The sequence below is a fragment of the Variovorax sp. YR566 genome (assembly GCF_051992195.1).
GTDB lineage: Bacteria > Pseudomonadota > Gammaproteobacteria > Burkholderiales > Burkholderiaceae_C > Variovorax.
In genome coordinates, this window is the sequence record NZ_CP197092.1 from 3,830,608 (window position 1) to 3,854,467 (window position 23,860).

21 protein-coding genes are annotated in these 23,860 nt (G+C 67.2%); 14 read left to right on the forward strand and 7 right to left on the reverse strand.

Annotated elements, in window-relative coordinates:
* Positions 1-118: 118 nt before the first annotated feature.
* Positions 119-640 (forward strand): hypothetical protein, encoded by a 522-nt coding sequence (locus ACTG4X_RS17910; protein WP_440531522.1) that lies wholly within the window; start codon positions 119-121, stop codon positions 638-640.
* A gap of 28 nt (positions 641-668) precedes the next feature.
* On the opposite strand, the gene ACTG4X_RS17915 is transcribed toward ACTG4X_RS17910, so the two are convergent.
* The 3 genes from ACTG4X_RS17915 to ACTG4X_RS17925 form a co-directional block, all read right to left on the reverse strand.
* Positions 669-1,385, reverse strand: a complete 717-nt coding sequence (locus ACTG4X_RS17915; RefSeq protein WP_440531523.1) for an alpha/beta hydrolase — start codon at positions 1,383-1,385, stop codon at positions 669-671.
* A complete protein-coding gene (locus tag ACTG4X_RS17920; RefSeq protein ID WP_440531524.1) occupies positions 1,382-3,055 on the reverse strand; it encodes an AAA family ATPase in 1,674 nt (557 codons plus the stop codon). Before ACTG4X_RS17920 ends, ACTG4X_RS17915 begins: the two co-directional genes overlap by 4 nt.
* Before the next feature lie 81 nt (positions 3,056-3,136).
* Positions 3,137-4,033, reverse strand: a complete 897-nt coding sequence (locus ACTG4X_RS17925) for a LysR substrate-binding domain-containing protein (protein WP_440531525.1) — start codon at positions 4,031-4,033, stop codon at positions 3,137-3,139.
* A 163-nt stretch (positions 4,034-4,196) separates the two neighbouring features.
* Between ACTG4X_RS17925 and ACTG4X_RS17930 the strand changes: the two genes are divergently transcribed.
* The 3 genes from ACTG4X_RS17930 to ACTG4X_RS17940 are packed head-to-tail and all read left to right on the forward strand — an operon-like array spanning position 4,197 to position 7,775.
* A complete protein-coding gene (locus ACTG4X_RS17930) occupies positions 4,197-5,168 on the forward strand; it encodes a Bug family tripartite tricarboxylate transporter substrate binding protein (RefSeq protein WP_440531526.1) in 972 nt (323 codons plus the stop codon).
* A 13-nt stretch (positions 5,169-5,181) separates the two neighbouring features.
* On the forward strand, positions 5,182-6,297 hold the full coding sequence (locus tag ACTG4X_RS17935; protein WP_440531527.1) for a DSD1 family PLP-dependent enzyme: 1,116 nt from the start codon (positions 5,182-5,184) through the stop codon (positions 6,295-6,297).
* A gap of 23 nt (positions 6,298-6,320) precedes the next feature.
* On the forward strand, positions 6,321-7,775 hold the full coding sequence (locus ACTG4X_RS17940) for an N-acyl-D-amino-acid deacylase family protein (RefSeq protein WP_440531528.1): 1,455 nt from the start codon (positions 6,321-6,323) through the stop codon (positions 7,773-7,775).
* A gap of 162 nt (positions 7,776-7,937) precedes the next feature.
* On the opposite strand, the gene ACTG4X_RS17945 is transcribed toward ACTG4X_RS17940, so the two are convergent.
* Together ACTG4X_RS17945 and ACTG4X_RS17950 are read right to left on the reverse strand one after the other, a co-directional pair.
* Positions 7,938-9,071 (reverse strand): sigma-54 interaction domain-containing protein, encoded by a 1,134-nt coding sequence (locus ACTG4X_RS17945; RefSeq protein ID WP_440531529.1) that lies wholly within the window; start codon positions 9,069-9,071, stop codon positions 7,938-7,940.
* Entirely contained in the window at positions 9,068-10,195 is a 1,128-nt protein-coding gene (locus tag ACTG4X_RS17950) for an acyl-CoA dehydrogenase family protein (RefSeq protein WP_256329605.1), read from the reverse strand. Before ACTG4X_RS17950 ends, ACTG4X_RS17945 begins: the two co-directional genes overlap by 4 nt.
* A gap of 316 nt (positions 10,196-10,511) precedes the next feature.
* Here ACTG4X_RS17950 and ssuD point away from each other — a divergent pair, with 316 nt between their 5' ends.
* The 10 genes from ssuD to ACTG4X_RS18000 all read left to right on the forward strand — a co-directional run bounded on the left by ssuD (position 10,512) and on the right by ACTG4X_RS18000 (position 21,252).
* Positions 10,512-11,696, forward strand: a complete 1,185-nt coding sequence (gene ssuD / locus ACTG4X_RS17955; RefSeq protein ID WP_145745854.1) for an FMNH2-dependent alkanesulfonate monooxygenase — start codon at positions 10,512-10,514, stop codon at positions 11,694-11,696.
* The gene (locus ACTG4X_RS17960) at positions 11,693-12,883 is read left to right on the forward strand and encodes an acyl-CoA dehydrogenase family protein (RefSeq protein ID WP_440531530.1); all 1,191 of its coding nucleotides are present in this window, start codon (positions 11,693-11,695) and stop codon (positions 12,881-12,883) included. The genes ssuD and ACTG4X_RS17960 overlap by 4 nt, the downstream gene beginning before the upstream one ends.
* A gap of 341 nt (positions 12,884-13,224) precedes the next feature.
* Entirely contained in the window at positions 13,225-13,827 is a 603-nt protein-coding gene (gene msuE, locus ACTG4X_RS17965; RefSeq protein ID WP_093058401.1) for an FMN reductase, read from the forward strand.
* Between the two features lie 37 nt (positions 13,828-13,864).
* Positions 13,865-15,001 (forward strand): dimethylsulfone monooxygenase SfnG, encoded by a 1,137-nt coding sequence (sfnG, locus tag ACTG4X_RS17970; protein ID WP_093058402.1) that lies wholly within the window; start codon positions 13,865-13,867, stop codon positions 14,999-15,001.
* Positions 15,002-15,009: 8 nt separating this feature from the next.
* A complete protein-coding gene (locus ACTG4X_RS17975) occupies positions 15,010-15,900 on the forward strand; it encodes an ABC transporter ATP-binding protein (protein ID WP_440534402.1) in 891 nt (296 codons plus the stop codon).
* Entirely contained in the window at positions 15,900-16,796 is an 897-nt protein-coding gene (locus ACTG4X_RS17980) for a branched-chain amino acid ABC transporter permease (RefSeq protein WP_093058403.1), read from the forward strand. The genes ACTG4X_RS17975 and ACTG4X_RS17980 overlap by 1 nt, the downstream gene beginning before the upstream one ends.
* Positions 16,797-16,799: 3 nt before the next feature.
* Positions 16,800-17,804, forward strand: coding sequence for a branched-chain amino acid ABC transporter permease (locus ACTG4X_RS17985; RefSeq protein WP_440531531.1), 1,005 nt, complete (start codon positions 16,800-16,802; stop codon positions 17,802-17,804).
* 51 nt (positions 17,805-17,855) lie between these two features.
* A complete protein-coding gene (locus tag ACTG4X_RS17990; protein WP_440531532.1) occupies positions 17,856-19,178 on the forward strand; it encodes an ABC transporter substrate-binding protein in 1,323 nt (440 codons plus the stop codon).
* A gap of 51 nt (positions 19,179-19,229) precedes the next feature.
* Positions 19,230-20,489, forward strand: coding sequence for an SfnB family sulfur acquisition oxidoreductase (locus ACTG4X_RS17995; RefSeq protein ID WP_440531533.1), 1,260 nt, complete (start codon positions 19,230-19,232; stop codon positions 20,487-20,489).
* Position 20,490: 1 nt separating this feature from the next.
* Complete coding sequence (locus ACTG4X_RS18000; RefSeq protein ID WP_440531534.1) at positions 20,491-21,252, forward strand: ABC transporter ATP-binding protein; 762 nt, start codon at positions 20,491-20,493, stop codon at positions 21,250-21,252.
* A gap of 9 nt (positions 21,253-21,261) precedes the next feature.
* On the opposite strand, the gene ACTG4X_RS18005 is transcribed toward ACTG4X_RS18000, so the two are convergent.
* Both ACTG4X_RS18005 and adeC read right to left on the reverse strand, forming a co-directional pair.
* Positions 21,262-22,341, reverse strand: coding sequence for a hypothetical protein (locus ACTG4X_RS18005; RefSeq protein WP_440531535.1), 1,080 nt, complete (start codon positions 22,339-22,341; stop codon positions 21,262-21,264).
* An 88-nt stretch (positions 22,342-22,429) separates the two neighbouring features.
* Positions 22,430-23,860 carry an AdeC/AdeK/OprM family multidrug efflux complex outer membrane factor gene (gene adeC, locus ACTG4X_RS18010; protein ID WP_440531536.1) on the reverse strand — a complete coding sequence of 477 codons (1,431 nt, stop codon included), beginning with the start codon at positions 23,858-23,860 and terminating at the stop codon, positions 22,430-22,432.

Here is a 23,860-nt window from a genome sequence, read left to right on the forward strand (position 1 = left end):
GCGTCGCAGCAGGTGGTCAGAGGGGGCGTTTTGTCGAGGCCGGAGCAGGCCGGAGGGCCTGCCAAGAACAGGACAAATGCCCCTTTCAGTTCCCGCGCGAGGTGCGCAAACTGAAGCAATGGACCCGAACCCGACCAGAAATTTCGAAAGCTTGCGTGCCGGCCTGCATGTCCTCAGAGCGGACGTCGGCCCAGGCGCAACCTTGACCAAGTTGTGCACTCAACGGCACGGAACAGGCGTGCTGATCCCGGACCCATTGGCTGGAATCTGTCGAACAGTCAGGAAGACATGCGACGCGTATCTGGAATTCGAGCCGACTCAGCTGAAAGGCGCGGCGCGCCTGGTACGTGCGCCCGCGGAAACTGCGACTCGCTTCTTCTGGCCGGAAGTCCCCGGTTCGAGCGTTCTTTTCCCCGTGAACGGGTTCATTGCCGGCTTCCTTTCCAGCAATGAGTTCATCGTGGATGACCAGATCACGTACTCCGTCTACTCGCTGAAGCCCGCAAATTCAGCGCTCATGGAGAAGATCGTGATCCGGTGCCACTGCTGCCAGCAGCGGATGCGAGTCCGGCCGGGCCGGAATCTGGTAGTCACGTGCCCGTCTTGCGGAGCCGACACAGATCTGGATCCGTTCTGCTGAAGCCGCCAGGCATTGACGCATCTCTAGTTCAGGCTGGTGCCGCCGCCTGAGGCCCGAGGAAGAACTTGACCGCCCGCGCAACCACCCACGGCACGATGACGTGATCGCCGTCGAAGGGCTGCAGCGTCAGGTCGTGCCCGCTCTCCAGCAGCCGTCGCGCATGCGGGTGGGCGCTGGTCTCGATCGGCAACTGGCTGTCCGAGCGCCCGTGCGCCAGGAACACGCGCGGCTTCCCCGTCTGCGTGAACGCATTCATGAAGCCCGCCGACAGCCCGATCACGTGGCTGGCCACATCGCCATTGGTCAGGCCGAGCGACAGGGCGTAGCTGCCGCCGTCGGAGAAGCCGGCGAACGCCAGGCGCTCGGGGTCGATGCGGAAATGCGCGGCTACCGACGACAACGCGCCGTCGAGCCGTTCCAGATCGGGGCCATGTCCGCCGACCACGATGTCCCACGTCGGGTACATCGACTGCGGGGCCAGCAGAAGAAAGCGCCGCGCACGCGCATGGGACACGAGATGCGGCAGCACCCGGTTGGCCTCGCCGCCCGCGCCGTGGAACATCACCAGCAGCGGCAACGGTGCATTGGTGGGCAGCCCCTCGGGAACCACCAGCACCGCTTCGCGCCCTTCGGCGAACGAGAGGCCGTGGCGTCCGGGTGGCAGCGGGGCGGCTACGGGCGCGGCGCCCGGGCGGAAGCTCATGCGGCCGGTCAGCGCGCCGCCCAGCAGGCTGGCGTCGATCATTCGATCGCTCCCACCTGCGACGACATCTGCGACGAGGCGCAGGCAATGCCGCGAAACACCGCGCACTGCGCGAAAGACTGCGCCGACAGCGGCAGCTCCTTGCGGCGGCAGTACTTGCTGGTGAGCTTGAGCAGTTCCTTGATGTCGCGGCCGCTGGCGCCGGCATATTCGACCACCAGCCTGTCGATTACCGCACCCGGAAGCTCCACGCCCAGCTGGATCGACAGCGTGGACCAGAGCCGGCGCGCGTCGTCGGGTCCTGGCGGCTGGTAGTCGATCACCGCGATGCAGCGCGACAGGATGGCCTCGTCGATGTCGCCGACCCGGTTGGTGGTCATGAACAGCAGGCCGCTGAAATACTCCAGCGTGCGCAGGAACTCCGCCACGATGGCGTTGTGCTGCAGGTCGTTGTCGCGTCGTCGGATGTACACGTCGGCCTCGTCCAGCAGCAGCACGCAGTCCCAGCGCGCGGCGCGCTGAAGGATCTTCGTCAGGCTGGCCTCCACCGAGTCGGCCGTCACGCCGAGCTGGCCCGAATGCACGCGGTACAGCGGCTTGCCGACCACTTCCGCATAGACCTCGGCGGTAAGGGTCTTGCCCAGGCCCGGCGCACCCTTGCACAGGATGGTGGTGCCGCCCGACTTGCCCGGCACCACGTCTTCCACGAGGAAGCAGCGGTCGGCCGTCAGGATGTCGATCAGGTCGCGGTGCGCCTGCGGCAGCACCAGCCGCTCGCGCAGGCCGGGCTGGTACTTGTATTCCTGCACGTGCTGCGCATGGACCCAGATGTTGCGATGCCAGTCGAGGTGGAACAGGTGCAAGTAGCAGTGCTGGGGAATGCGGTCGAAGCCGCTGTCGACACCACTCTCGCGCCAGTAATGCGGATCGGCGGCCAGGTCGAAGCGGCGCTGCAGCAGTTCCTCGTCGTTCACGCAGCGAGCCACCGCGCCTTCGGGCAGCCGGTGGCACGCCATGCCTGCCCGAGGGCCTTCGCCGGCCGTCCAGGCGCTGCCGTCGATGGTGAACTGGGCACCGAACTGCGGCTGCAGCTTCGTGAAGCACGCCACCTGCTTGTCGTACTCGCGCCTGAACTCGGCGCACTCCTTGTGAAAGCCGTGGTCGGCGAAGAGGCCGGCCAGCGTGCGGCCGGGCAGGTCTTCCGCGTAGAAGCTCAGGCCCCAGGTCATGCCCGCGAAGCGCAAGCGCGGTTCGGAGGGCGGCTCGCGGCCGGCGGCCTGCAGCGTGTTGGCCAGCAGGCCCACCAGCACGTAAGCCTCGTTGTCCGCTGGTTGCACAAGGCGCACTGCATGGACCAGCCAGGGCAGCAGTACGCCGTCCTTGTCGCGCTGGTAGAGCCAGCCATCGATCAGGTCACGCGCGAGCCACTCGGTCAACGCCGGGACCATCGACTCCAGGCTGGAGATGGGCTTAGCGGGCGGTTCGCCGTTGAGGTTGTCCAGCGCGAGCAGCTGGAACACCAGGTCGCGTGAGCCGGCAGCCAGGCCCAGCTGGAAGAGCAGGTTGAGCGAGTGGCCGTCGAAATGGCAACTGGACACGACGCGCATACCGCTGCCGGCGCCAAGCCCACCCAGTTGAAGGCCAAGCGGCGTTTGCGCGCCGACCTGACCCTGCAGCGCAGCGGCCAGCATCTCCGGTATCTCGAGTTCCACGGTGTCTCCTCGTGTCGCCTTCGATGCTAGCCACGAGGTAGGGCCTGGCGCTTGACCTGGGTCAAGACCGGCGGCAGGACGCTAGGAGTCGTTCACCTGCGCCAGCAGCCATTGCCTGAAGACCTGCAGCGACTGCATCTGCGCCGACTCTTCCGGATACACGAGGTAGTAGCCCTTGGCATAGCGCCATTTGCGGCGCGACAGCCGCCGCAGGCGCCCCGACGCCACCGACTCGTCGCTCATGTAGGGCGGCAGCAGCGCCACGCCCATGCCGGCCAGCGAGGCGTTGAGGGCCATCGACATGATGTCGTAGCGCGGCCCTTCGCGTCCTGCCTCGCCCACGATGCCTTCGCGTGCGAACCATTCGTCCCATGCGCCGGGCAGGGTCTGGTGGTGGATCAGCGCCGAGCGCGGCGTGTTCGCATCGACCGCCTTGCCGTGCTCGGCGATCCAGGCCGGCGCCGCGTAGGGCGAGAGGTCCAGCGGCAGCACGAACTCGCTGCGCAGGCCCGGCCGCTGGCCGTCGCCGAATTCCAGCGACGCATCGACCGGCGTGGCGCTGAAGTCCACCGGCCCCACGCGCGTGCCCAGGTTGAGCGTGATCTCGCCATGGTCGCGCGTGAACCCGGGCAGGCGCGGAATCAGCCAGTAGCTGCCGACCGAGGCGCCAACCGACAGCGACAGCTCGCCGCCCCGGCCCTTGAGCGCCATCACATTGGCGGTGGCGCGCTCCAGCCGCTGCAGCAGCGGCCCGACTTCGCCCAGGTAGTAGCGGCCCGCGTCCGTCAGGGCCAGGGCCTCGCGCCGGCGCGTGAAGAGCTTTACGCCGAGCCGGTCTTCCAGTGTCTGCACCTGCCGGCTCACCGCACCTTGCGTGAGGCGGAGCTCCTGCGCGGCAGCAGTGAAGGAGCGCAGCCGCGCGCTGGCCTCCAGGCACATCAGGGACATCGTCGAGGGAGCGCGAACGTGATGGTTCATGAGAAAAGAGCAAGTCTGGTGCATGCAACCGATGGAGCCGCCTATACGCACCGGCCTCGTGCATGAGGAAAGCTCATGCTAAACCCAGGAAACATGGCTTGTCCAACCCGGTTCGCGGGCAGATCATCCGCACACTGATCCTTCATTGCCGGAGTTCTCTGCCATGCGTCTACGTGCCTTGCTGTGTACTCTCGTCCTCGCCGCGCTGTCGGCGGTTTCGATGCCGGGCCTCGCGGCCTATCCCGACAAGCCGATCCGCCTGATCGTGCCCTCGGCCCCGGGCGGCGCACCCGACGCGCTGATGCGCGCGCTGGGCGCTCAGTTGTCGCAGCAGATGGGCGTGCCCATCGTGGTCGACAACAAGCCCGGCGGCTCCTACACGATCGGCACCATGGACCTGGTGCATTCCGCGCCCGACGGCTACACGCTGGCCTACGGCAACATCGTCTCGCTGGCCACCAACCGGTCGCTGCTGCCCAGCGTGCCGTACGACGTCGAGAAAGACCTGACGCTGGTCGCCAACACGCTGCGCCTGTCCAACCTGCTGATCGTCAATAACGACCTGCCGGTCAAGACGGTGCCCGAGCTCGTTGCCTACGCGAAGAAGAACCCCGGCAAGCTGGCCTTCGCTTCCGACGGCAACGGCACCACCGCGCACCTGGGCGTCGAGCTCTTCAAGGCCATGACCGGCACCGACATGCTGCACGTGCCCTACAAGGCCGCAACGGCGGCCATTACCGACCTGATCGGCGGAGGCGTGCAGCTCATGATGGTCAACACGCCGGTGTCCGGCCCGCAGGCCCAGGCGGGCAAGGTGAGGGCGCTGGGGATCTCGTCGCGCCAGCGCTCGCCCACCTATCCGAACATTCCCACCATCGCCGAGGCCGGCGTGCCGGGCTTCGAGGTGGAAGCCTGGGGCGGCATCATCGGGCCGGCCCGCATGCCCAAGGACGTGGTGGCGCGCCTCAACGCCGAGATCCACACCGCACTGGCCAACCCGGCATTGCGCGAGCGCTTCAGGCTGCTGGGCGCCGAGACCGATTTCGCCACGTCGGAGCAGTTCCTCGACCTCTCGCGCCGCGAGACGCTCAAGTGGGCCAAGATCATCAAGGACTCGGGCGCGAAGATCGACTGAAGGCTAACTCACCATGACTCCCTGGAAAGCCGCAAGGCCCGGCGATCGCCTCGACGCCATCGACACACCCGCGCTCGTGCTCGACCTCGATGCCTTCGAGCGCAACCTCGCACGCATGGCCGAGGCACTGCGGGGCAGCGGCGTGCGCCTGCGCGCCCATGCCAAGTGCCACAAGACGCCGGAAATCGCCCTGCGCCAGATCGCCCTGGGTGCGGCCGGCATCTGCTGCCAGAAAGTCAGCGAGGCGGCCGTGTTCGTCGAAGCCGGCATCGCCGACGTGCTGGTCACCAACCAGGTGATGGGCGAAACCAAGCTGCGCCACCTGGCCGCACTGGCCCGCCGCGCACGCATGGGCGTGCTGGTCGATCACCCGCAACAGGTGCAGGCGCTGGTTGCCGTAGCGCAGGCTGAGGACGTGACGCTGGATGTGTATGTCGAGGTCAACGTCGGGGCCAACCGATGTGGCGTTGCCCCCGGCGAAGAGGCGGTGCGGCTTGCGCAGCAGATCGCGGCCAGTGCACCGCTGCGCTTCATGGGCCTGCACTGCTATCACGGGCCGGCCCAGCACCTGCGCGCGCCGCAGGACCGCGCCGCGGCCATTGCCGCCGCCGCAGAAGCCGCGCGCATGACCCGCGCAGCCATCGAGGCCTGCGGCATCCCCGTCGAGCGCGTGACGGGGGCGGGCACCGGCAGCTTCCTGCACGAGCGCGACTCCGGCGTCTTCAACGAAATCCAGGCCGGCTCCTACGTCTTCATGGATCGCGACTACGGCGACAACCAGCGTGGCGAGCACGACATCGCGTTCGAGCACGCCCTGTTCGTGCGCACTACCGTCATGAGCCGAGCCACGCCCGAGCGTGCCATCGTCGACGCGGGCCTGAAGGCCTCCAGCGTGGACTCGGGCATGCCCACCGTGTGGCAGCGGCCCGACCTGCGCTACGTGAAAGCCGCCGACGAGCACGGTGCGCTGGCCACGCCCGATGCCGCCGCGCTTTCTCTGGGTGACCAGCTGATGCTGGTGCCCGGCCATTGCGACCCGACCGTCAATCTCTACGACGACCTGATCTGCGTGCGCGGCGAGCGGGTGGAAGCCCTGTGGCCGATCGCCGCTCGCGGCGCGCTGCTTTAACTCCTTTCAATCCAAGGCAATCGATGCAGGAAAAATTCGACCTTCTGATCCGCAACGCAAGCATCGTCGACGGCACCGGCGCGCCCCGCTTCACGGGCGACATCGGCATTCGCGGCGACCGCATCGCCCGCATCGGCGATCTGTCCGCAGCGCACGGCGAGGTGGAAATCGACCGGGCAGGGCGTGTCGCGGCGCCCGGCTTCATCGACGCCCACACCCACGACGACCGCCTCATGCTGTCCAACCCCGACATGGCGCCCAAGGTCAGCCAGGGCATCACAACGGTGATCGCGGGCAACTGCGGCATTTCGCTGGCGCCGATGCCGGGCGGCATCACGCAACCGGTCACGCCACCGCTGAACTTGCTCGACGAGCAGGGCGACTGGTTCTCCTTTCCCACCTTCGCCTCGTACATCGAGGAACTGCGCTCCAAGCCAGCCGCGACCAACTGCGCCTTGCTGGTGGGCCACACCACCTTGCGGGTTGCGACGCTGGACGACCTCGGACTGCCGGCGACGCCAGAGCAGATCGCCCGCATGCGCGAACTGGTGCAGGAGGCGCTGCAGGCCGGCGCCATCGGCGTGTCCACCGGCCTGTTCTACGAACCGTCGATTGCCGCGCCCGCCGAGGAGGTGATCGAAACCTGCCGTCCGCTGAAGGAATTCAACGGCGTGTATTGCACCCACATGCGCAACGAGGCTGACCAGGTGATCGACTCGCTCGAAGAAACCTTTCGCGTCGGCCGCGAAGTCGGGGTGCAGGTGGTGATCTCGCACATGAAGGTGGTGGGGCCGGCGAACCATGGCCGGTCGGAAGAGGCGCTGTCCTTCATCGAAAAGAACATGGCCAAGCAGCCGATTTGCCTCGACTGCTATCCCTACACGGCAGGCTCCACCATCCTGTCGGCGGACCGGGCGGCAAGCTCTTCGCGCGTGATCGTGAGCTGGTCGAAATCGCTGCCCGAACATGCCGGCCGCGACCTGGACGTCATCGCAAAGGAAATGGGCGTTACCGAAGAAGAGGCAATCCGACGCCTCAGTCCCGCCGGCGGTATCTACTTCAGGCTGGACGAGGCCGACGTGCAGCGCATCCTGAAGTTCGACCAGACCATGATCGGCTCCGACGGCCTGCCGCACGATGCCGCGCCGCATCCGCGGCTGTGGGGCAGCTTTCCGCGCGTGCTGGGCCACTACGGGCGCCTGCTCGGACTGTTCCCGCTGGAAACCGCGATCTACAAGATGACTGGATTGACGGCGAAGAACTTCGGCCTGAAGGACCGCGGCGTGCTGAAGGAGGGCGCATATGCCGACCTGGCCCTGTTCGATGCAGACACGGTCTGCGAAGCCGCCACGTACGAAGCGCCCATTGCACCGGCCCATGGCATCGAGGCGGTGATCGTCAATGGTGCGATCGTGTGGCGCGATGGCGGGTCGACGGGCGCGCGGCCGGGGCGGGTGCTGGCGCGCGAAGTGCCGTAGACGGTGGGTCATTGAACCATCTGGACGCACTGGTCGCATCGGCTCCGCGGTCCTTCACCTCCAGGCTGCTGCGCGGGCGACCGCCTTCAATGCACGGCCCTGAGCATCGACAACGGCAACGCGATGACCGCAATGCTGCGAAAGACCGAACCGGTCCGGGGACTACTTCAACGCGGAAATCTCCCGACTCTTGATGAGCCTGGAGCGCAGGATGTTGCGACTGATCCCAAGCAGCCTGGCCGCCTGCACTTGATTGCGGTGGCAGAACTCGAAGGCGGTGCGCATTACGGTGTCCTCGATCAGTTCGAACATCTGTTCGTGAGGCTCGTTGAACAGCTCGCGCAGCACCGTCTCCAGCGCTTGCTGTGGCGTGGCGTGCGCGGAGACCTCGCTCTCGGCTGGACGCCTCTGGATGTTCAACGAGGACAGATGCAGATGCTCAGCGCCCAGCACGCCGTGCGGGCAGATCAGCAGCGCGTGGTGAATCACGTTCTCCAGCTCGCGGATGTTGCCGGGCCAGGTGTGCTCGGAGAGCTTCTGTTCGGCGCTCGCATCGAGCCGCACCGAGCCGTAGCCCAGCCGCTGGCGGTACTCCTCGATGAAATGCCGCGCCAGCGGAAGAATGTCGCCGGGCCGCTCGCGCAGCGTCGGCAGCGCAAGGTGCACCACGTGCAGCCGGTAGAACAGGTCTTCGCGGAAGTTGCCGGCGGCCACCGCGTCCTGCAGCCGCACATTGGTCGCGGCCACCACGCGCACGTCGATGGGCACGCTCTTGCGCGAGCCCAGCCGCACCACCTCGCGCTCCTGCAGCACGCGCAGCAGCTTGACCTGGATCGACAGTGGCAGGTCGCCGATCTCGTCGAGGAACAGCGTGCCGCCGTTGGCCGCCTCGAACCAGCCCGACTTGGCCGAGAACGCGCCGGTGAAGGCGCCTTTCTCGTGGCCGAAGAGCTCGCTCTCGACCAGGCTCTCGGAGAAGGCACCGCAGTTCACAGCCACGAAAGGCCGGCTGCTGCGGCGGCTCAGGTCGTGTACGTGGCGCGCGATCAGCTCCTTGCCGGTGCCGGTCTCTCCGATGATGAGCACGTTGGCATCGCTGGGCGCCACCATGCGCACGCGTTCGAGCAGCGCAGCCGAGCGCGGATCCTGGAACACCTGGGCCGTGGCGCGGATCGAGGTGGTGAGCTTGCGCGGGTTGGGCAGCGTCAGCAGGGTGGGGGCATCCCAGTCCTCGTCCGATGCGGGGGAGGCGTCGGCCGGCGGCAGCACAGCGAGAGGGCGGGTGAAGGCGGTCATGAGTAGAAGGTCGGTACGGGGTATTGCTGCTTGAGGGCCCATTCGCCGAGCTCGCGCAGTTTGTAGGCCACGGGGTCATGCAAGGTCTGGGTGCGCAGGTTGCGCCAGTGGCGGTCAAGGCGCAGGCCGCCATGCGTGGCACGCGCGCCGGCCACGTCGAACATGCGCGTACAGATGTCCAGCCCCGTGTTCGTCGCCGCGACCTTCGCGGTGGCCACGGCCACCGCGACATCGCCGCGCTCGGCCTCGGTCAACGCGGGGCCGAGCCGCCATGCCGCGTCGAGCCGGTCGGCCGCGCGGTCGGCCAGCACGCGCACGCTCTCCAGGCCGACCCAGAAGTCGCCGTAGTGGCCGAGCACATAGGGGTCCTCGTGCATCTGCGACACATGGGCCGTATGCCACGGGCGCGACTCGTGCAGCGTGTAATGCCTTGCATCGTTGAAGGCCGCCTCCGCAATGCCGAGGTAGATGTTGGCCAGCACGAGTTGCGACACCAGCGGCCGCAGGCAGGCGAAGGGCGTCGAGAGCGGGCCCGGATCGGCCAGCACCTCGTGCTGCTCGACGCGCACCTTCTCGAAGGTCACGCTGCCGCTGTCGGTCTGGCGCTGGCCGATGTTGTTCCAGTCGGGCGCGACGAAGATGCCCGAGCGGCCGGTGGGTACCGCCGCGACGATGAAGGCGCCACTGCCTTCCTCGCGCGCCGAGGCGATCAGCATTTCGGAATCGAGCGCGCCCGAGCAGAAGCTCTTCTGCCCGGTGAACTCGCGCCAGCCCTCGTGCGCGCTGGACACCGTGCGGTCGTCCAGCGGGTTGAGGGCGTTGCCCCAGAACCACCGGCGGCGCGCGGTCTGCTCGAACCATGGCTGCCATTGCACGGGCCGCGCGAAGAGGCGCACCGTGGCGAGCATCAGATGATGAAAGCCGAACACATGCGCGAGCGAACTATCGGCCTGCGCGAGCAGGCGCACGACGTCGAGCGTCTCGCGCCAGTCCGCGCCACCGCCGCCGAATTCGGACGGGATGCTCAAGGCGAGCAGGCCGCTTTCACGCAGGGCATCGCGCTCGGCCTTCGGCGTGCCACCGCGCTCGTCGCGCTCCACCGCGGTGGCCGCGAAGCGCTGCATCAGCTCGCGGGCGATGTCGCGAGGGGATTCGGAAGCAGGAATGGAAAGAACGGAACTCACTGAACTCACACAAGGCCTCGGTATGTGCAGGCAGCACGGTTGCTGCGCCAGCAGCATGTTGGCGGCGCGCAAGCGCCCGGCCAACGATGCGATGCGTATATCGATCCTTGTTTTGCTTCCATGGCAGCAGTGCGGGCGGGCAATGTGCCGCGCGCAGCAGATGTGGTGTTCCGCTGCTGCTGGAGCAGCACAAATCGCGCGTTTCGGCGCGTTCCCACAGGCAGCTCGACTGGCACGCTAACTGCTGAACCGCCTCATGCAACTTTTCTGGTTTCTTCCCACGCACGGCGACAGCCGCTACCTCGGCACCTCCCGCGGCGCACGCACCGTGAGCCATCGATACCTGCGGCAAGTGGCACAGGCCGCCGACGAACTGGGCTACGAAGGCGTGCTGATTCCCACGGGGCGTTCCTGCGAAGACTCGTGGGTGGTCGCTTCGTCGCTCGCGGCTCAGACCGAGCGGCTCAAGTTCCTGGTGGCGATACGCCCCGGCATCATTTCGCCGACCGTTTCCGCGCGCCAGGCCGCGACGCTCGACCGCTTTTCCGATGGCCGCCTGCTCATCAACGTGGTGACCGGCGGCGACCCCGACGAGCAGCACGGCGACGGCAGCTTCCTGACGCATGCCGAGCGCTACGAGGTCACCGATGAATTCCTGCGCATCTGGCGCGGCGTTGCGGCCGGCGAGACCGTCAACTTCTCGGGCAAGCACCTGCGCGTGGAGAACGCCAAGACGCTCTATCCGCCGGTGCAGAAGCCCTATCCGCCCCTGTGGTTCGGCGGCTCGTCGGACGCAGCCATCGCACTCGCGGGCGAGCAGGTCGACGTGTACCTCACCTGGGGCGAGCCGCCGGCCGACGTGGCCGACAAGATCGCGAAGGCCCGCGCCGCGGCGGCAAAGCACGGCCGCACGCTGCGCTTCGGCATCCGCCTGCATGTGATCGTGCGCGAGACCAGCGAGGCGGCCTGGCGCGCTGCAGACGAACTCATTTCCTACGTGACCGACGACACCATCGCGGCCGCGCAGAAGGCCTTCTCGCGCTTCGACTCGGTGGGCCAGCAGCGCATGGCCGCATTGCACGGCGGGCGGCGCGACAGGCTGGAGGTGTCGCCCAACCTGTGGGCCGGCGTGGGCCTGGTGCGCGGCGGCGCGGGCACGGCGCTGGTGGGCAGCCCCGAAGAGGTGGCGGCGCGCATCAAGGAATACGCGGCACTCGGCGTGGAGACTTTCATCTTCTCGGGCTATCCGCATCTTGAGGAGGCCTATCGCGTGGCCGAGCTGCTGTTTCCGCTGCTGCCGCTCGACCATGCGCGCCCGGCGGGGCAAGCCAACATCACCGGCCCTTTCGGTGAGGTCATTGCCAACGACATCGTGCCGCCGCCTTCGCAAGCTCTGCAGGTGCCGCTGTCTGTGCCCGTGCCCGAGAAGGCCGCCGCATGAAGCATTTCTCCGCGGAGGCCGGCGACGAAGTCGTGCCGTGGCATGCGACCGCGCAGCGCGTCGCGCAGACATTGGCGCAGACCGCCGTCGAGCGCGACCAGCGCGGCGGCACGCCCAAGGCCGAACGCGACCTGCTGCGGGGCAGCGGCCTGCTGATGCTCAGCGTGCCGACCGAACTCGGCGGCCTGGGCGCGAGTTGGCAGCAGACGCTCGACGTGGTGCGCGGCTTTGCGCGTGTCGACAGCTCGGTGGCGCACCTGTTCGCCTTTCATCATCTGCTGCTCGCGACCACGCAGCTCTTCGCGCAACGCGGGCAGTGGCAGCCGTGGATCGAACAGACCCGCGCGCAGCGCTGGTTCTGGGGCAATGCGTTGAACCCGCTCGACAAGTCCACGCGCGCGCAAGCCGTCGACGGGGGCTATGTGTTCTCGGGCCGCAAGAGCTTCTGCTCCGGTGCCAGCGACTCCGACATGCTGCTCGCCTCGGCCCTCGACGCGAACGATCGCCTGCTGATTGGCGTCGTGCCCACGGGGCGCGCCGGCATTGCGGTGCAGGGCGATTGGGACAACATGGGCCAGCGCCAGACCGACAGCGGCAGCGTGGTGTTCGATGGCGTGCGCGTCGAGACGAACGAACTGCTGCTCGACCCCGGCCCGCTCTCGACGCCGTTCGCCTGCCTGCGCCCGCTGCTTGCGCAACTGATCCTCGCGAACATCTACCTCGGCCTGGGGGAGGGCGCGCTCGAAGAGGCGAGGTCGTTCACGCTGCAGCAAGGCCGGCCCTGGCTGTTCTCGACGGCTTCGGCGGCAAACGAAGATCCTTACGTGCTCACGCACTACGGCGATTTCTGGCTCGCGCTGCAAGGCGCCCGCATGCTGCTGGACCATGCGGCCGCGGCCTTCGATCAGGCGTGGCTGCGTGGCACTTCGCTCGATGAGCACGAGCGCGGGCAGGTGGCTGTTGCTGTTGCCGCAGCCAAGGTCGCGAGCACACGCGCGAGCCTCGAGGTGGCGCACCGCATGTTCGAGGTGACGGGCGCGCGCGCCACCACCGCCGCGCTGCGCCTGGACCGCTACTGGCGCAACCTGCGCGTGCACACGCTGCACGATCCGGTCGACTACAAGCTGCGCGAACTCGGCGACTGGGCGCTCAATGCGCGCGTGCCGCAACCCAGCTTCTATTCCTGAACTTCGGCATTGCCTTGCAACGGGCCTGCGGCTTCGCGTCGCAGGCCCGTTGTGCTTTCCAACGCGCACATCACCCTGCTGCAGGGGAGGCAGATTTTTCATCGGATTGCTGCCTGGCGTTCATGCGACGGCCGCATACCGATCTACCCCAAACAACTATCGCTGCGGAACTGCTGACCCATCAGCAACCTACCCGCAGCCTGCTGCCGATCCAGCATGAGCGCAGATAGCCATTTCGCCCTAACTCGTTGATTCATAAGGAAAAAGGAAGTGGCACGCCATTCGCTTATATCGAGTGCACCGCGAATCGATCGCAGCTTCCAAACAGAGGTCATATCAACATGAGTCGAAAACTGAAAGTCGTTGCCGTCTCCGGCAGCCTGCAACGTCCCTCACGCACCCTGGTGCTGGTCGATCAACTGCTGGCCGCGCTCGGCAACGAGATCGCCATCGATGCGCACGTGCTCTCGCTCGGCGAGATCGGCCCGCAGTTTGCCGGCGTGCTCTACCGCAACCAGTTGCCTGCCGCCGTCGAAGAGAGCATTGCCGCCATCGAGTCCGCCGACCTGCTGCTGGTGGCGAGCCCGGTCTATCGCGGCTCGTACACCGGCCTCTTCAAGCACCTGTTCGACTTCGTTCACCACGAGGCACTGACCGACAAGCCCGTGCTGCTCGCGGCCACCGGTGGAAGCGACCGCCACGCACTGGTCATCGACCACCAGTTGCGCCCGCTCTTCAGCTTCTTCCAGGCCCGCACGCTGCCCATCGGCGTCTACGCGGTCGAGAAGGACTTCGAGGGCTACGAGATCGCCAACCCCGCGCTGCGCGAACGCATCGCGCTGGCCGTGGCGCGCGCCGTGCCGCAACTGCGCGATGCCTCGCCGGCCACCACGTCCGCCACGCCCGCCATCCGCAAGCCCGCGCCCGTTGCGCTGGCCGCCTGAAGCCCTCCCACCGACCGTTCACAGAGAGAAACCTGCCATGAGCCAACCGTCTTCCACCGCCGCCCCCGTCAAGTTCGCCTACTGGGTGCCCAACGTCAGCGGCGGCCTCGTGGTCAGCACCATCGAGCAGCGCACCGACTGGAGCCTCGAATACAACCAGCGCCTCGCACTCGCGGCCGAGAAGGCCGGCTTCGAATACGCGCTGAGTCAGATTCGCTTCACCGCTGGCTACGGTGCCGAGTACCAGCACGAGTCGGTGTCTTTCAGCCAGGCGCTGCTGCATGCGACCACCAAGCTCAAGGTGTTGGCTGCGATCCTGCCAGGGCCGTGGAACCCGGCCGTGGTGGCCAAGCAGATCGCCACCATCGACCACATCTCCAATGGCCGCATCGCCATCAACGTGGTGAGCGGCTGGTTCAAGGGTGAGTTCCAGGCCATTGGCGAGCCGTGGCTGGAGCATGACGAGCGCTATCGCCGCTCCAACGAATTCATCCGCGCGCTCAAGGGCATCTGGACGCAGGACAACTTCACCTTCAAGGGCGACTTCTATCGCTTCAGCGACTACACGCTGAGCCCGAAGCCGGTGCAAAAGCCCCACCCCGAAATCTTCCAGGGTGGCAGCTCGCGTGCAGCGCGCGACAACGCGGCCAGCGTGTCGGACTGGTACTTCACCAACGGCAACACGCCCGAGGGCCTGAAGGCGCAGATCGACGACATCCAGGCCAAGGCCGCGCAGAACGGCCACACGGTGCGCATCGGCGTGAACGCGTTCGTCATCGCCCGCGACACCGAAGAGGAAGCCAAGGCCGTGCTGGCCGACATCATCAAGCACGCACACGTCGAGGCGGTGCACGCCTTCGGCGATGCGGCCAAGCAGGCCGGCAAGTCTTCGCCCGAAGGTGAGGGCAACTGGGCCAAGTCCACCTTCGAAGACCTCGTGCAGTACAACGACGGCTTCCGCACCAACCTCATCGGCACGCCGCAACAGATTGCCGAGCGCATCGTGGCGCTCAAGGCCATCGGCGTCGACCTCGTCCTGACGGGCTTCCTGCACTTCATCGAGGAGGTGGAGTACTTCGGCGAGAAGGTGCTGCCGCTGGTGCGCAAGCTAGAAGCGGAGCAGGCCGCTCGCGGAGAAAAGCCGAGCAAGGCGGCACTGGAAGCCGTGGCGTGAGCCTCGTGATGCCCGATCTTTTCTTCGAGGCGGGGCCCGTCTCGCTGGGCGTCGATCCGGTGGCCTTCGTGCCGGCGGGGCGTGCGGCTGCGGCAGGGGACGACGCCACGACCTCGGCCGTGCTGCGGCTGGAGGGCATCGACCTGTCCTTCGGCGGCGTCACCGCGCTGTCGGGTGTGAACCTGTCGATCGCGAAGGGAGAGATCCGCGCCGTCATCGGCCCCAACGGCGCCGGCAAGAGTTCGCTGGTCAACGTCATCAGCGGACTGTACCGGCCCGATCGTGGGCGCGTGTGGATCGGCGGGCGCGGCTTCGGCCACGTGCCGACGGCGCGGCTGGCACGGCTGGGCGTTGCGCGCACTTTCCAGAATCTCGCGCTGTTCAAGGGCCTGAGCGTGCGCGACAACATCGTGCTCGGTCGCGTCGATGCGGCGCGCTCCACTTTCATCGAACAACTGGTCGGGCTGGGCCGCGCGCGTCGTGAGCGCGAGGATGCGCGCGCACGGGCCGAAGCGATCATCGGCTTTCTCGGGCTGCGCACCGTGAGCGAGCGGCTGGCCGGCACGCTGGCCTATGGCCTGCAGAAGCGCGTGGAGCTGGCGCGTGCGCTGGTCGCATCGCCTCGACTGTTGCTGCTCGACGAGCCGATGGCCGGCATGACCGTCACCGAGAAAAGCGAGATGGCGCATTTCGTGCGCGCCGCGCGCGACGAATTCGGCACCACCATCCTGCTGATCGAGCACGACATCGGCGTGGTGCTGGGCCTGTCGGATCGCGTGGCCGTGCTCGACTACGGCCGCAAGATCGCGGACGGCACGCCGGCCGAGGTGCGCAGCGACCCGGCCGTGATCGATGCCTACCTGGGCGTGGCGCATGACGACGCGGAGGGGCAGGCCTGATGGACGGCGCTGACTTCAGCTTCTTCGCCGAGGTGCTCATCGGCGGCCTGCTTTCGGGCGTGATGTATTCACTGGTGGCCATCGGCTTCGTGCTGATCTACAAGACTTCAGGCGTGCTCAACTTCGCGCAGGGCGCGCAGCTGCTGTTTGCTGCGCTCACCTTCGTGAGCCTGGTCGAGCGCGGCGTGCCCTTTGCACTTGCGCTCGTGCTGACCTTCGCCCTCATGGTGCTGCTGGGCCTGACCATCGAGCGCACCGTGCTTCGCCCGCTGGTGAACCAGCCGCCGATCACGCTGTTCATGGCAACGCTGGGCCTGTCGTACGTGATCGAGGGCGTGGCTCAACTGGTGTGGGGCACGCAGGTGCATGCGCTGGAGCTTGGCATCGCAGACGAGCCGCTGCAGTTCTTCGGCATCATGGTCTCGACCTTCGACCTGTTCGCCGCCGCGACGGCCGGCGTGATGGTGGCGGCGCTTTCGGCCTTCTTCCGCTACACCCGCGTGGGCCTGGCGTTCCGCGCGGTGGCGGACGACACCTATGCGGCGATCGCGGTGGGCCTGCGCCTGCCGCGCATCTGGGCCACGGTGTGGGCGGCGGCCGGCGTCATCGCGCTGGTGGCCGGGCTGTTGTGGGGCGCGCGGCTGGGTGTGCAGTTCTCGCTCTCGCTCGTGGTGCTGAAGGCACTGCCTGTGCTGGTGCTGGGTGGGTTCGACTCCATTCCTGGCGCGATCGTCGGCGGGCTGGTGATCGGCGCGCTGGAGAAGCTGGCCGAGGTGTACATCGGGCCTTTCGTAGGCGGTGGCATCGAGAGCTGGTTCGCTTACGTCGCAGCGCTGGCCTTCCTGCTGATCCGGCCAAGCGGGCTGTTCGGACAGAAACTGGTGGAGCGCGCCTGAGCCATGCGTACCGCTTCTGTGCATCCATTGACCTGGCCGCTGGCCGTGCTGGTCATTGCCTTCGGCGTCGTGCCGTTTGTCGCATCCGGCTATGTGTTCGACGCGCTGCTGATCCCGTTCCTTGCGCTGTCGCTCGCGGCTGTCGGGCTGAACCTGCTGACCGGCTACGCAGGCCAGCTGTCGCTGGGTACCGCGGCCTTCATGGCGGTCGGCGCCTTCGCGGCCTACAACTTCAACCTGCGCGTGGAAGGACTGCCGCTGCTCGTGAGCATCGGCCTCGCTGGCCTTGCCGCCACGGCCGTCGGCCTGGTGTTCGGGCTGCCGAGCCTGCGGCTGCGCGGCTTCTACCTTGCGGTGTCGACGCTGGCCGCGCAGTTCTTCGTGCAATGGGCGCTGACCAAGTTCGGCTGGTTCAGCAACGACAACGCCTCTGGCGTGATCGACGCGCCGGCGCTCGAAGTGGCGGGCATCGTGTTCGACACGCCGGTGGGGCGCTACATCTTCTCGCTGACCGTCGTCACGGTGTTGACGCTGCTGGCATGGCGCCTCGTGCGCACGCAGACGGGCCACCACTTCATCGCCGTGCGCGACAACGAACTGGCGGCGCGCGTCATCGGCGTGCCGGTGCTGCGCACCAAGCTGCTGGCGTTCGCGGTGTCGTCGTTCATCGTCGGCGTGGCGGGCGTGCTGTGGGGTTTCGTGTACCTGCGCACCGTGGAGCCGGCGGGCTTCAACCTCGACCGCTCGTTCCAGATCCTGTTCATCGTGATCATCGGCGGGCTCGCGACGATCCGCGGGGCCTTCTTCGGCGCGGCGCTCATCGTGGTGTTTCCGCTGCTGCTGTCGCGCGCGGGCAGCTTCTTCTTCGGCGGCTGGTTCGATTCGGGCGTGCTCGACATGAGCCAGCGCATCGTGCTGGGCGCGCTGATCATTTTCTTTCTTGCCGTGGAGCCACGAGGGTTGGTCGCCCTCTGGGATCGCGCGCGCAAGCGGCTCTCACCGGCCTGAGTGCAGATTTCTCTGGTTTTTTTCTTCGCATCCCAGGATGCCTTCATCACCATGTCCTTCATCAAGCACCTGAAAACCGCGGCCGTGGCCGTCACCCTGGCCGCGAGCGGCCTGCAGCTCGCGCATGCCGACGGCAACGAACAGTTCTTCCCGCTGCAGAGCTATCGCGTCGGTCCTTATGCGGCTGGCGGCACGGGCTTCTTCGGCGGCTTCATCGACTACCTCAACCTGGTGAACACGCGCGACGGCGGCGTGGGCGGCGTCAAGCTGACCTGGGAGGAGGGCGAGACGCAGTACGAAGTGGAGCGCGGCGTGGAGGTGTACGAGCGCCTCAAGCAGCGCCCCGGCATCGCGACCTGGAACCCGCTGTCGGTCGGCATCGCCTATGCGCTGATCGACCGCGTGACGGCCGACAAGGTGCCGCTGCTCACCATCAACCACGGCCGCACCGACACCACCGACGGCCGCGTGTTCAAGTACATATTTCCGCTGTTGCTCAACCCGTACAGCGAAACCTCCGGCATCGTGAACTACATCGCGGGCAAGGAGGGCGGCACCGACAAGCTCAAGGGCAAGAAGATCGTGGTGCTGTACCACGGCTCGCCCTACGGCAAGGAGACCATCCCGATCTATGAACTGCTCGCGAAGAAGTACGGCTTCACGCTGCAGCAGATCGAGGTTCCACACCCGGGCAACGAACAGCAATCGCAGTGGCTCACCATCCGCCGCGTGAAGCCCGACTACGTGGTGCTGCGCGGCTGGGGCGTGATGAATCCGGTGGCGCTCAAGACAGCGCAGAAGACGGGCTTTCCGGTCGACCACATCGTGGGCAACGTCTGGTCCAACTCCGAGGAAGACGTGATCCCTGCCGGCGATGCGGCCAAGGGCTACGTGGCCATCACCACCGTGGCCGCGGGCGCGCAGTACCCGGTGCTGCAGGAGATCGCCAAGACCGTCTACGGCGCGGGCAAGGGCAACCTGCAGGACCCCAAGCGCATCGGCAGCGTCTATCACAACCTCGGCGTGCTCAACGGCATCCTGAACGTGGAGGCCATCCGCATCGCGCAGGCGAAGTTCGGCAAGCGCACGCTCACCGGCGACGAAGTCCGCTGGGGCCTGGAAAACCTGAAGATCGACGAGGCACGCGCCGCGGCGCTCGGTGCCAAGGGCCTGTTCCATTCGATCAACGTGACCTGGGACAACCACGAAGGCGATGGCCGCGTGGCCTTCCAGCAGTGGGACGGCAGCAAGTGGAACGTGGTGTCCGACTGGATCGCGCCCGACTGGAAGCTGCTGCGGCCGATCATCGAGAAGTCTTCGCTGGCCTATGCCAAGGAAAAGAACGTCAAGGTGCGCAAGAGCATCGACGACTGAACCCCACGCACGTCCTCATTCGAAATCACTCGCAAGTCGAAAGGCCATCAGATGTCCGCTGTTCTCCAACCCTCCGCATCCGCACCGCCCGCAGCCAACGACGCAGTGCCCGGCCTGCCACTGCCTGACACGCCCGCGCATGTGATCCGCGACGACGCCGAGGCCATCGCCGTGGCGCATGCCCTGGCCGCGAAGCTGATCGTCGGCGCCTCCGAGCGCGACCGCCTGCGCCGCTGGCCTGTCGAAGAGATCGACGCCTACTCGCAAAGCGGCCTCTGGGCCATCAACGTGCCCAAGGCCTTCGGCGGTGCGGAGGTGTCGTATGCCACGCTGGCCGAGGTGATCGCGATCATCTCGGCGGCCGATCCCTCGCTCGGGCAGATCACGCAGAACCACCTGGGCTTCGTCGCCGCGGTGCGCACGGTGTCCGACGCGGCGCAGCAGAAGCTGTTCTTCGCCGACTTCCTGCGCGGCGTGCGCTGGGGCAATGCGTTCTCGGAATCGGGCTCCAAGCGCGCGGCCGATTTCGAGACGCGCTTCACCGATGCCGGCGACCACGTGGTGGTGACCGGCAAGAAGTTCTATTCGACCGGCGCGCTGCTCGCGCACTACGTGCCCATCGTGGCCAACGACGAGCAGGGCAACACCTGGTACGTGGTGGCCGAGCGCAATGCGCCGGGCCTCACGGTGATCGACGACTGGTCGGCCTTCGGCCAGCGCACCACACTCAGCGGCACGGTGGTCATCGACCACGTGAAGGTGCCGAAGACGCACCTGATCCCGGCCTACAAGGGCTACGACACGCCCTCGGCCGACGGCGCCATCTTCCAGCTCATCCAGGCGGCGGTCGACGTGGGCATTGCGCGCGGCACCATCGCGGAGACGGTCGATTTCATCCGCACCAAGACGCGCCCGTGGATCGACAGCCAGCGCGACCATGCATGGGAAGACCCGTACTCGATCCAGGCGGTGGGCGACCTGCAGATCCGGCTGCATGCAAGCGAGGCCCTGCTGGAGCGTGCGGGCCGTGCGATCGACCGCGCGGTGGCCGCGCCAGATGCCGACAGCGTGGCTGCGGCGCAGATCGCGACGGCGGAGGCCAAGGTGCTGTCTACCGAGATCGCGATTCTTGCGACCAACAAGCTGTTCGAATTGGCGGGCACGCGCTCGACGCTGGGGCAGTACAACCTCGACCGCCATTGGCGCAATGCACGCACGCACACGCTGCATGACCCGGTGCGGTGGAAGTACGCCATCGTGGGCAACTACTTCCTCAATGGCGTGAAGCCGCCGTTCCATGCCTGGAGCTGAGGTGACGGTCCCCTTGTTGCGCATCGAAGCCATCGAGGCCGCGTACCAACGCTCCATCGTCGCGCTGCACGGTGTGAGCCTGGACGTGCGCGCCGGCGAAATCCACGCGTTGCTCGGCGCCAACGGTGCAGGCAAATCGACCACGCTCAAGGCGGTGTCGAACCTGCTGCCGGCCGAGCGCGGGCAGGTGACGGCCGGGCGCATCGTCTTCGACGGGCACGACACGAGCCGCACCAGCTCGGCAGATCTCGTCAGGCTTGGCCTGGTTCAGGTGCTGGAGGGTCGCCACTGCTTTCGCACGCTGACTGTGGAAGAAAACCTGCTGACTGGCGGGCTCGGCCGCGGCACGCGGCGCTCGGAAGTCGCCGAAGACCTCGCGCGGGTCTACGCGATCTTTCCCAAGCTGAAGGAAAGGCGACGCACGCTCGCCGGCCTGAGTTCCGGCGGCGAACAGCAGATGACGGCCATCGGCCGCGCGCTGATGTCGCGGCCCCGGCTGCTGGTGCTCGACGAGCCGTCGATGGGGCTGGCGCCGCTGGTGGTGCGCGACATCTTCGAGCAGCTGAGGCGGCTCAACCGCGAGCAGGGCCTGTCGATCCTCGTTGCCGAGCAGAACTCCACCGTCGCGCTTCAGTACGCCGACCGCGCAACGGTGCTCGATGCGGGAGTCGCGGTACTTGGCGGCGATGCACAGGCCCTGCGCCAGCGTGCCGACATCCAGTCTTTCTATTTCGGCGAAGGCGTTCCCGAAGCCTTGGCCTGAAGACCGAACCTAGCGCTCGGCAACGTCGGCCAGCAGCGCCGCGCTATTCATGCGCAGTGATGGAGGAAGGGCCTCCGGTGCGCCGTTCGTGCGGATCACGCGGCCGCTGCTCAATACCCGATTGCGCACCTGCTGCGCCCCCGCCGTGAGGTTGTAGTCGATGCGGTAGTCCCATGCCGCGACCGGCACCTTGCGATCACCAAGGCGCTCGATGCGCACTTCCGCCGCGCTGCGCTCGCCCGACCTGATCTCGCTGGCCTGCGAGAGGCCCCGCCCGAAGCCGATGACCGTTCCGGCACTGTCGTACAGCGTGACCAGCACCTCGATGCCGACCAGTGCCATTTCGTCTTTGCGCGCATTGACAAGGCGGCCGAACAGCCACGTCTCGCCATCTTGTTGCACCAGTCGCACGCGCGTGAACTGCAGCGGCGGACCCTCGATCTTCCAGTACGGCGCCGATAGCGCATCCACCTGCAGTTCCTGCCGCGTGAGGGTTCCGTCGCCCGGCAGCTTGACCAGCACCGGCACCATTTCGCCGGGCATCAGCGTGCCGATGGGGACCGATTCGCTGTTCTCGCCGATGCGGCTGTCGCGGTCGAAGAAGATCGCCTTGACGTTCGGCCGCTCGAGGGCCGTGCCGGTTTCGTTGCGCGCAATCACCAGCAGTTGGGGTTTGGCCGAGCTGCCGTTGCCCACCAGCACCTGGCGCGCCTCGAGCTTGAGGCCTTCGCTCGGAATGGTGCGCTGCGCTGTCGAAGCCCCGCCGGGCCTGTACGCGCCCGCCGGCTGGTTGCGGTCGATGACGTAGGCCATGACACCGAAAAAGCCCGTGACCAGCACCACCACCGCCGCCGCGCCCAGGGCGATCATCCGGGCCATGCTCTTGCTGCGTGCCGACTGCTCGATCGCCAACCGTCGGCCGGCTTCGTTCTTGACCTGCTCGAGCACCCGCTCCAGCCGGTCGGAGACGTCGTCCTCGACGACCGACATCGACCCGCAATGCGCGCAGGTGTACTGGTTGAGGCCGGCGCGTTGAAGCACGCTGCTGCCGCATTCACCGCACTTCAGCGTCTGCAGGTCGATGGTCAAAGGTGCTCCCTCGTGGCGATTGCGCCGCGGCGGCAATGCCGGGCGTTACCGTGCGCATCTTAGCGAGGAGCCTGATTGCCAACGGCGCTCAGATCGGCGTGCCAGTGTTCTCCGTCCATCCACCGCCCAGCGTCTTGTAGAAGGTCACGAGGTTCGTCAGGCGCGACAGGCGCGTGGTGATGAGGTTCTGCTGCGCCGTGTAAAGCGAGCGCTGCGAATCGAGCACGCTGAGGTAGCTGTCGACACCGCGGCGGAATCGCGCGTCCGACAGCCGGTAGCTCTCTGCCGTCGCGTTCACCAGCGACTGTTGTGCATCGAGCTGACGGCCCAGCGTGTTGCGTTGCGCCAGCGCATCCGAAACCTCGCGGAACGCCGTCTGGATTGCCTTCTCGTACTGCGCCACCGAGATGTCGCGGCTCACTGTCGCTATCTTGAGGTTGGCGCGGTTGGCGCCACCGTCGAAGATCGGCAGCGAGATCTGCGGTGCGAAGCTCCAGCTGCCCGAGCCGCCCTTGAACAGGCCCGAGAGCTGGCTGCTCGACGTGCCGGCTGACGCGGTGAGGCTGATGCTCGGATAGAAAGCCGCACGCGCCGCGCCGATGTAGGCGTTGGCGGCTTTCAGGTCGCGCTCGGCCTGCAGGATGTCGGGTCGCCGTTGCAGCAGCTCCGAGGGCAGCCCGGGCGGAATGGTGGCCAGCGGGCTCGCTGCGGCTGCCGTGCCATCGGGCAGCGACTGCGGCAGCAGTTCGTCCGGCACGTCTGCGCCCACGAGCAGCACCAGCGCATTGCGGTCTTGCGCTACCTGGGAGGTGTAGCGCTCGACGTCGACGCGCGCGGTGTCGACGCTGGTCTGCGCCTGGCTCAGCGTGAGCGCCGACGCCGCGCCCAGTTCAAAGCTGCGCTGGTTGAGGCTGTAGGAGTCGCTCTGGCTGCGCAGGGTGTCGCGCGCGAGCTTCAGCTGGTCCTGGTCGGCCGCCAACGTGAGGTAGCTCGTCGCCACCTCGGCCACCAGCGTGATCTGCGTGCTGCGGCGTGCCTCGGCCGTGGAGAAGAACTGCTCCAGCGCCTGCGCGCTCAGGCTTCGCACGCGGCCGAACAGGTCGATTTCGTAGGAGCTGAACCCGACCGAAGCGCTGTACTGCCGCGCCGTGAGGGCTTCGCCGGTCGACGACAGGTCGGTCGGCGTGCGGCTGCCGCTGCCGCCGGCACTGGCGTTGACGGTGGGGAAGAGCGCTGCGTCCTGCACCCGGTACTGGGCGCGGGCCTTCTCGATATTCAGCACCGCGACGCGCAGGTCGCGGTTGTTGGCGAGGCTCATCTCGATCACGCGCTGCAGCGACGGATCGGTGAAGACGTTGCGCCAGCCGAGGTCGGCCACCGGCGTGGAGGCCGGGGCGTTGCCTGTGTCGCCGGCGAATTTGCCGGCCACGGGCGCCGCGGGTTGCTGGTAAGTGGGAATCAGGCTGCAGCCGGCCATCAGGGCGGCGAGCGCGAGCGGAGCAAGGCGGAATGGTTTCAT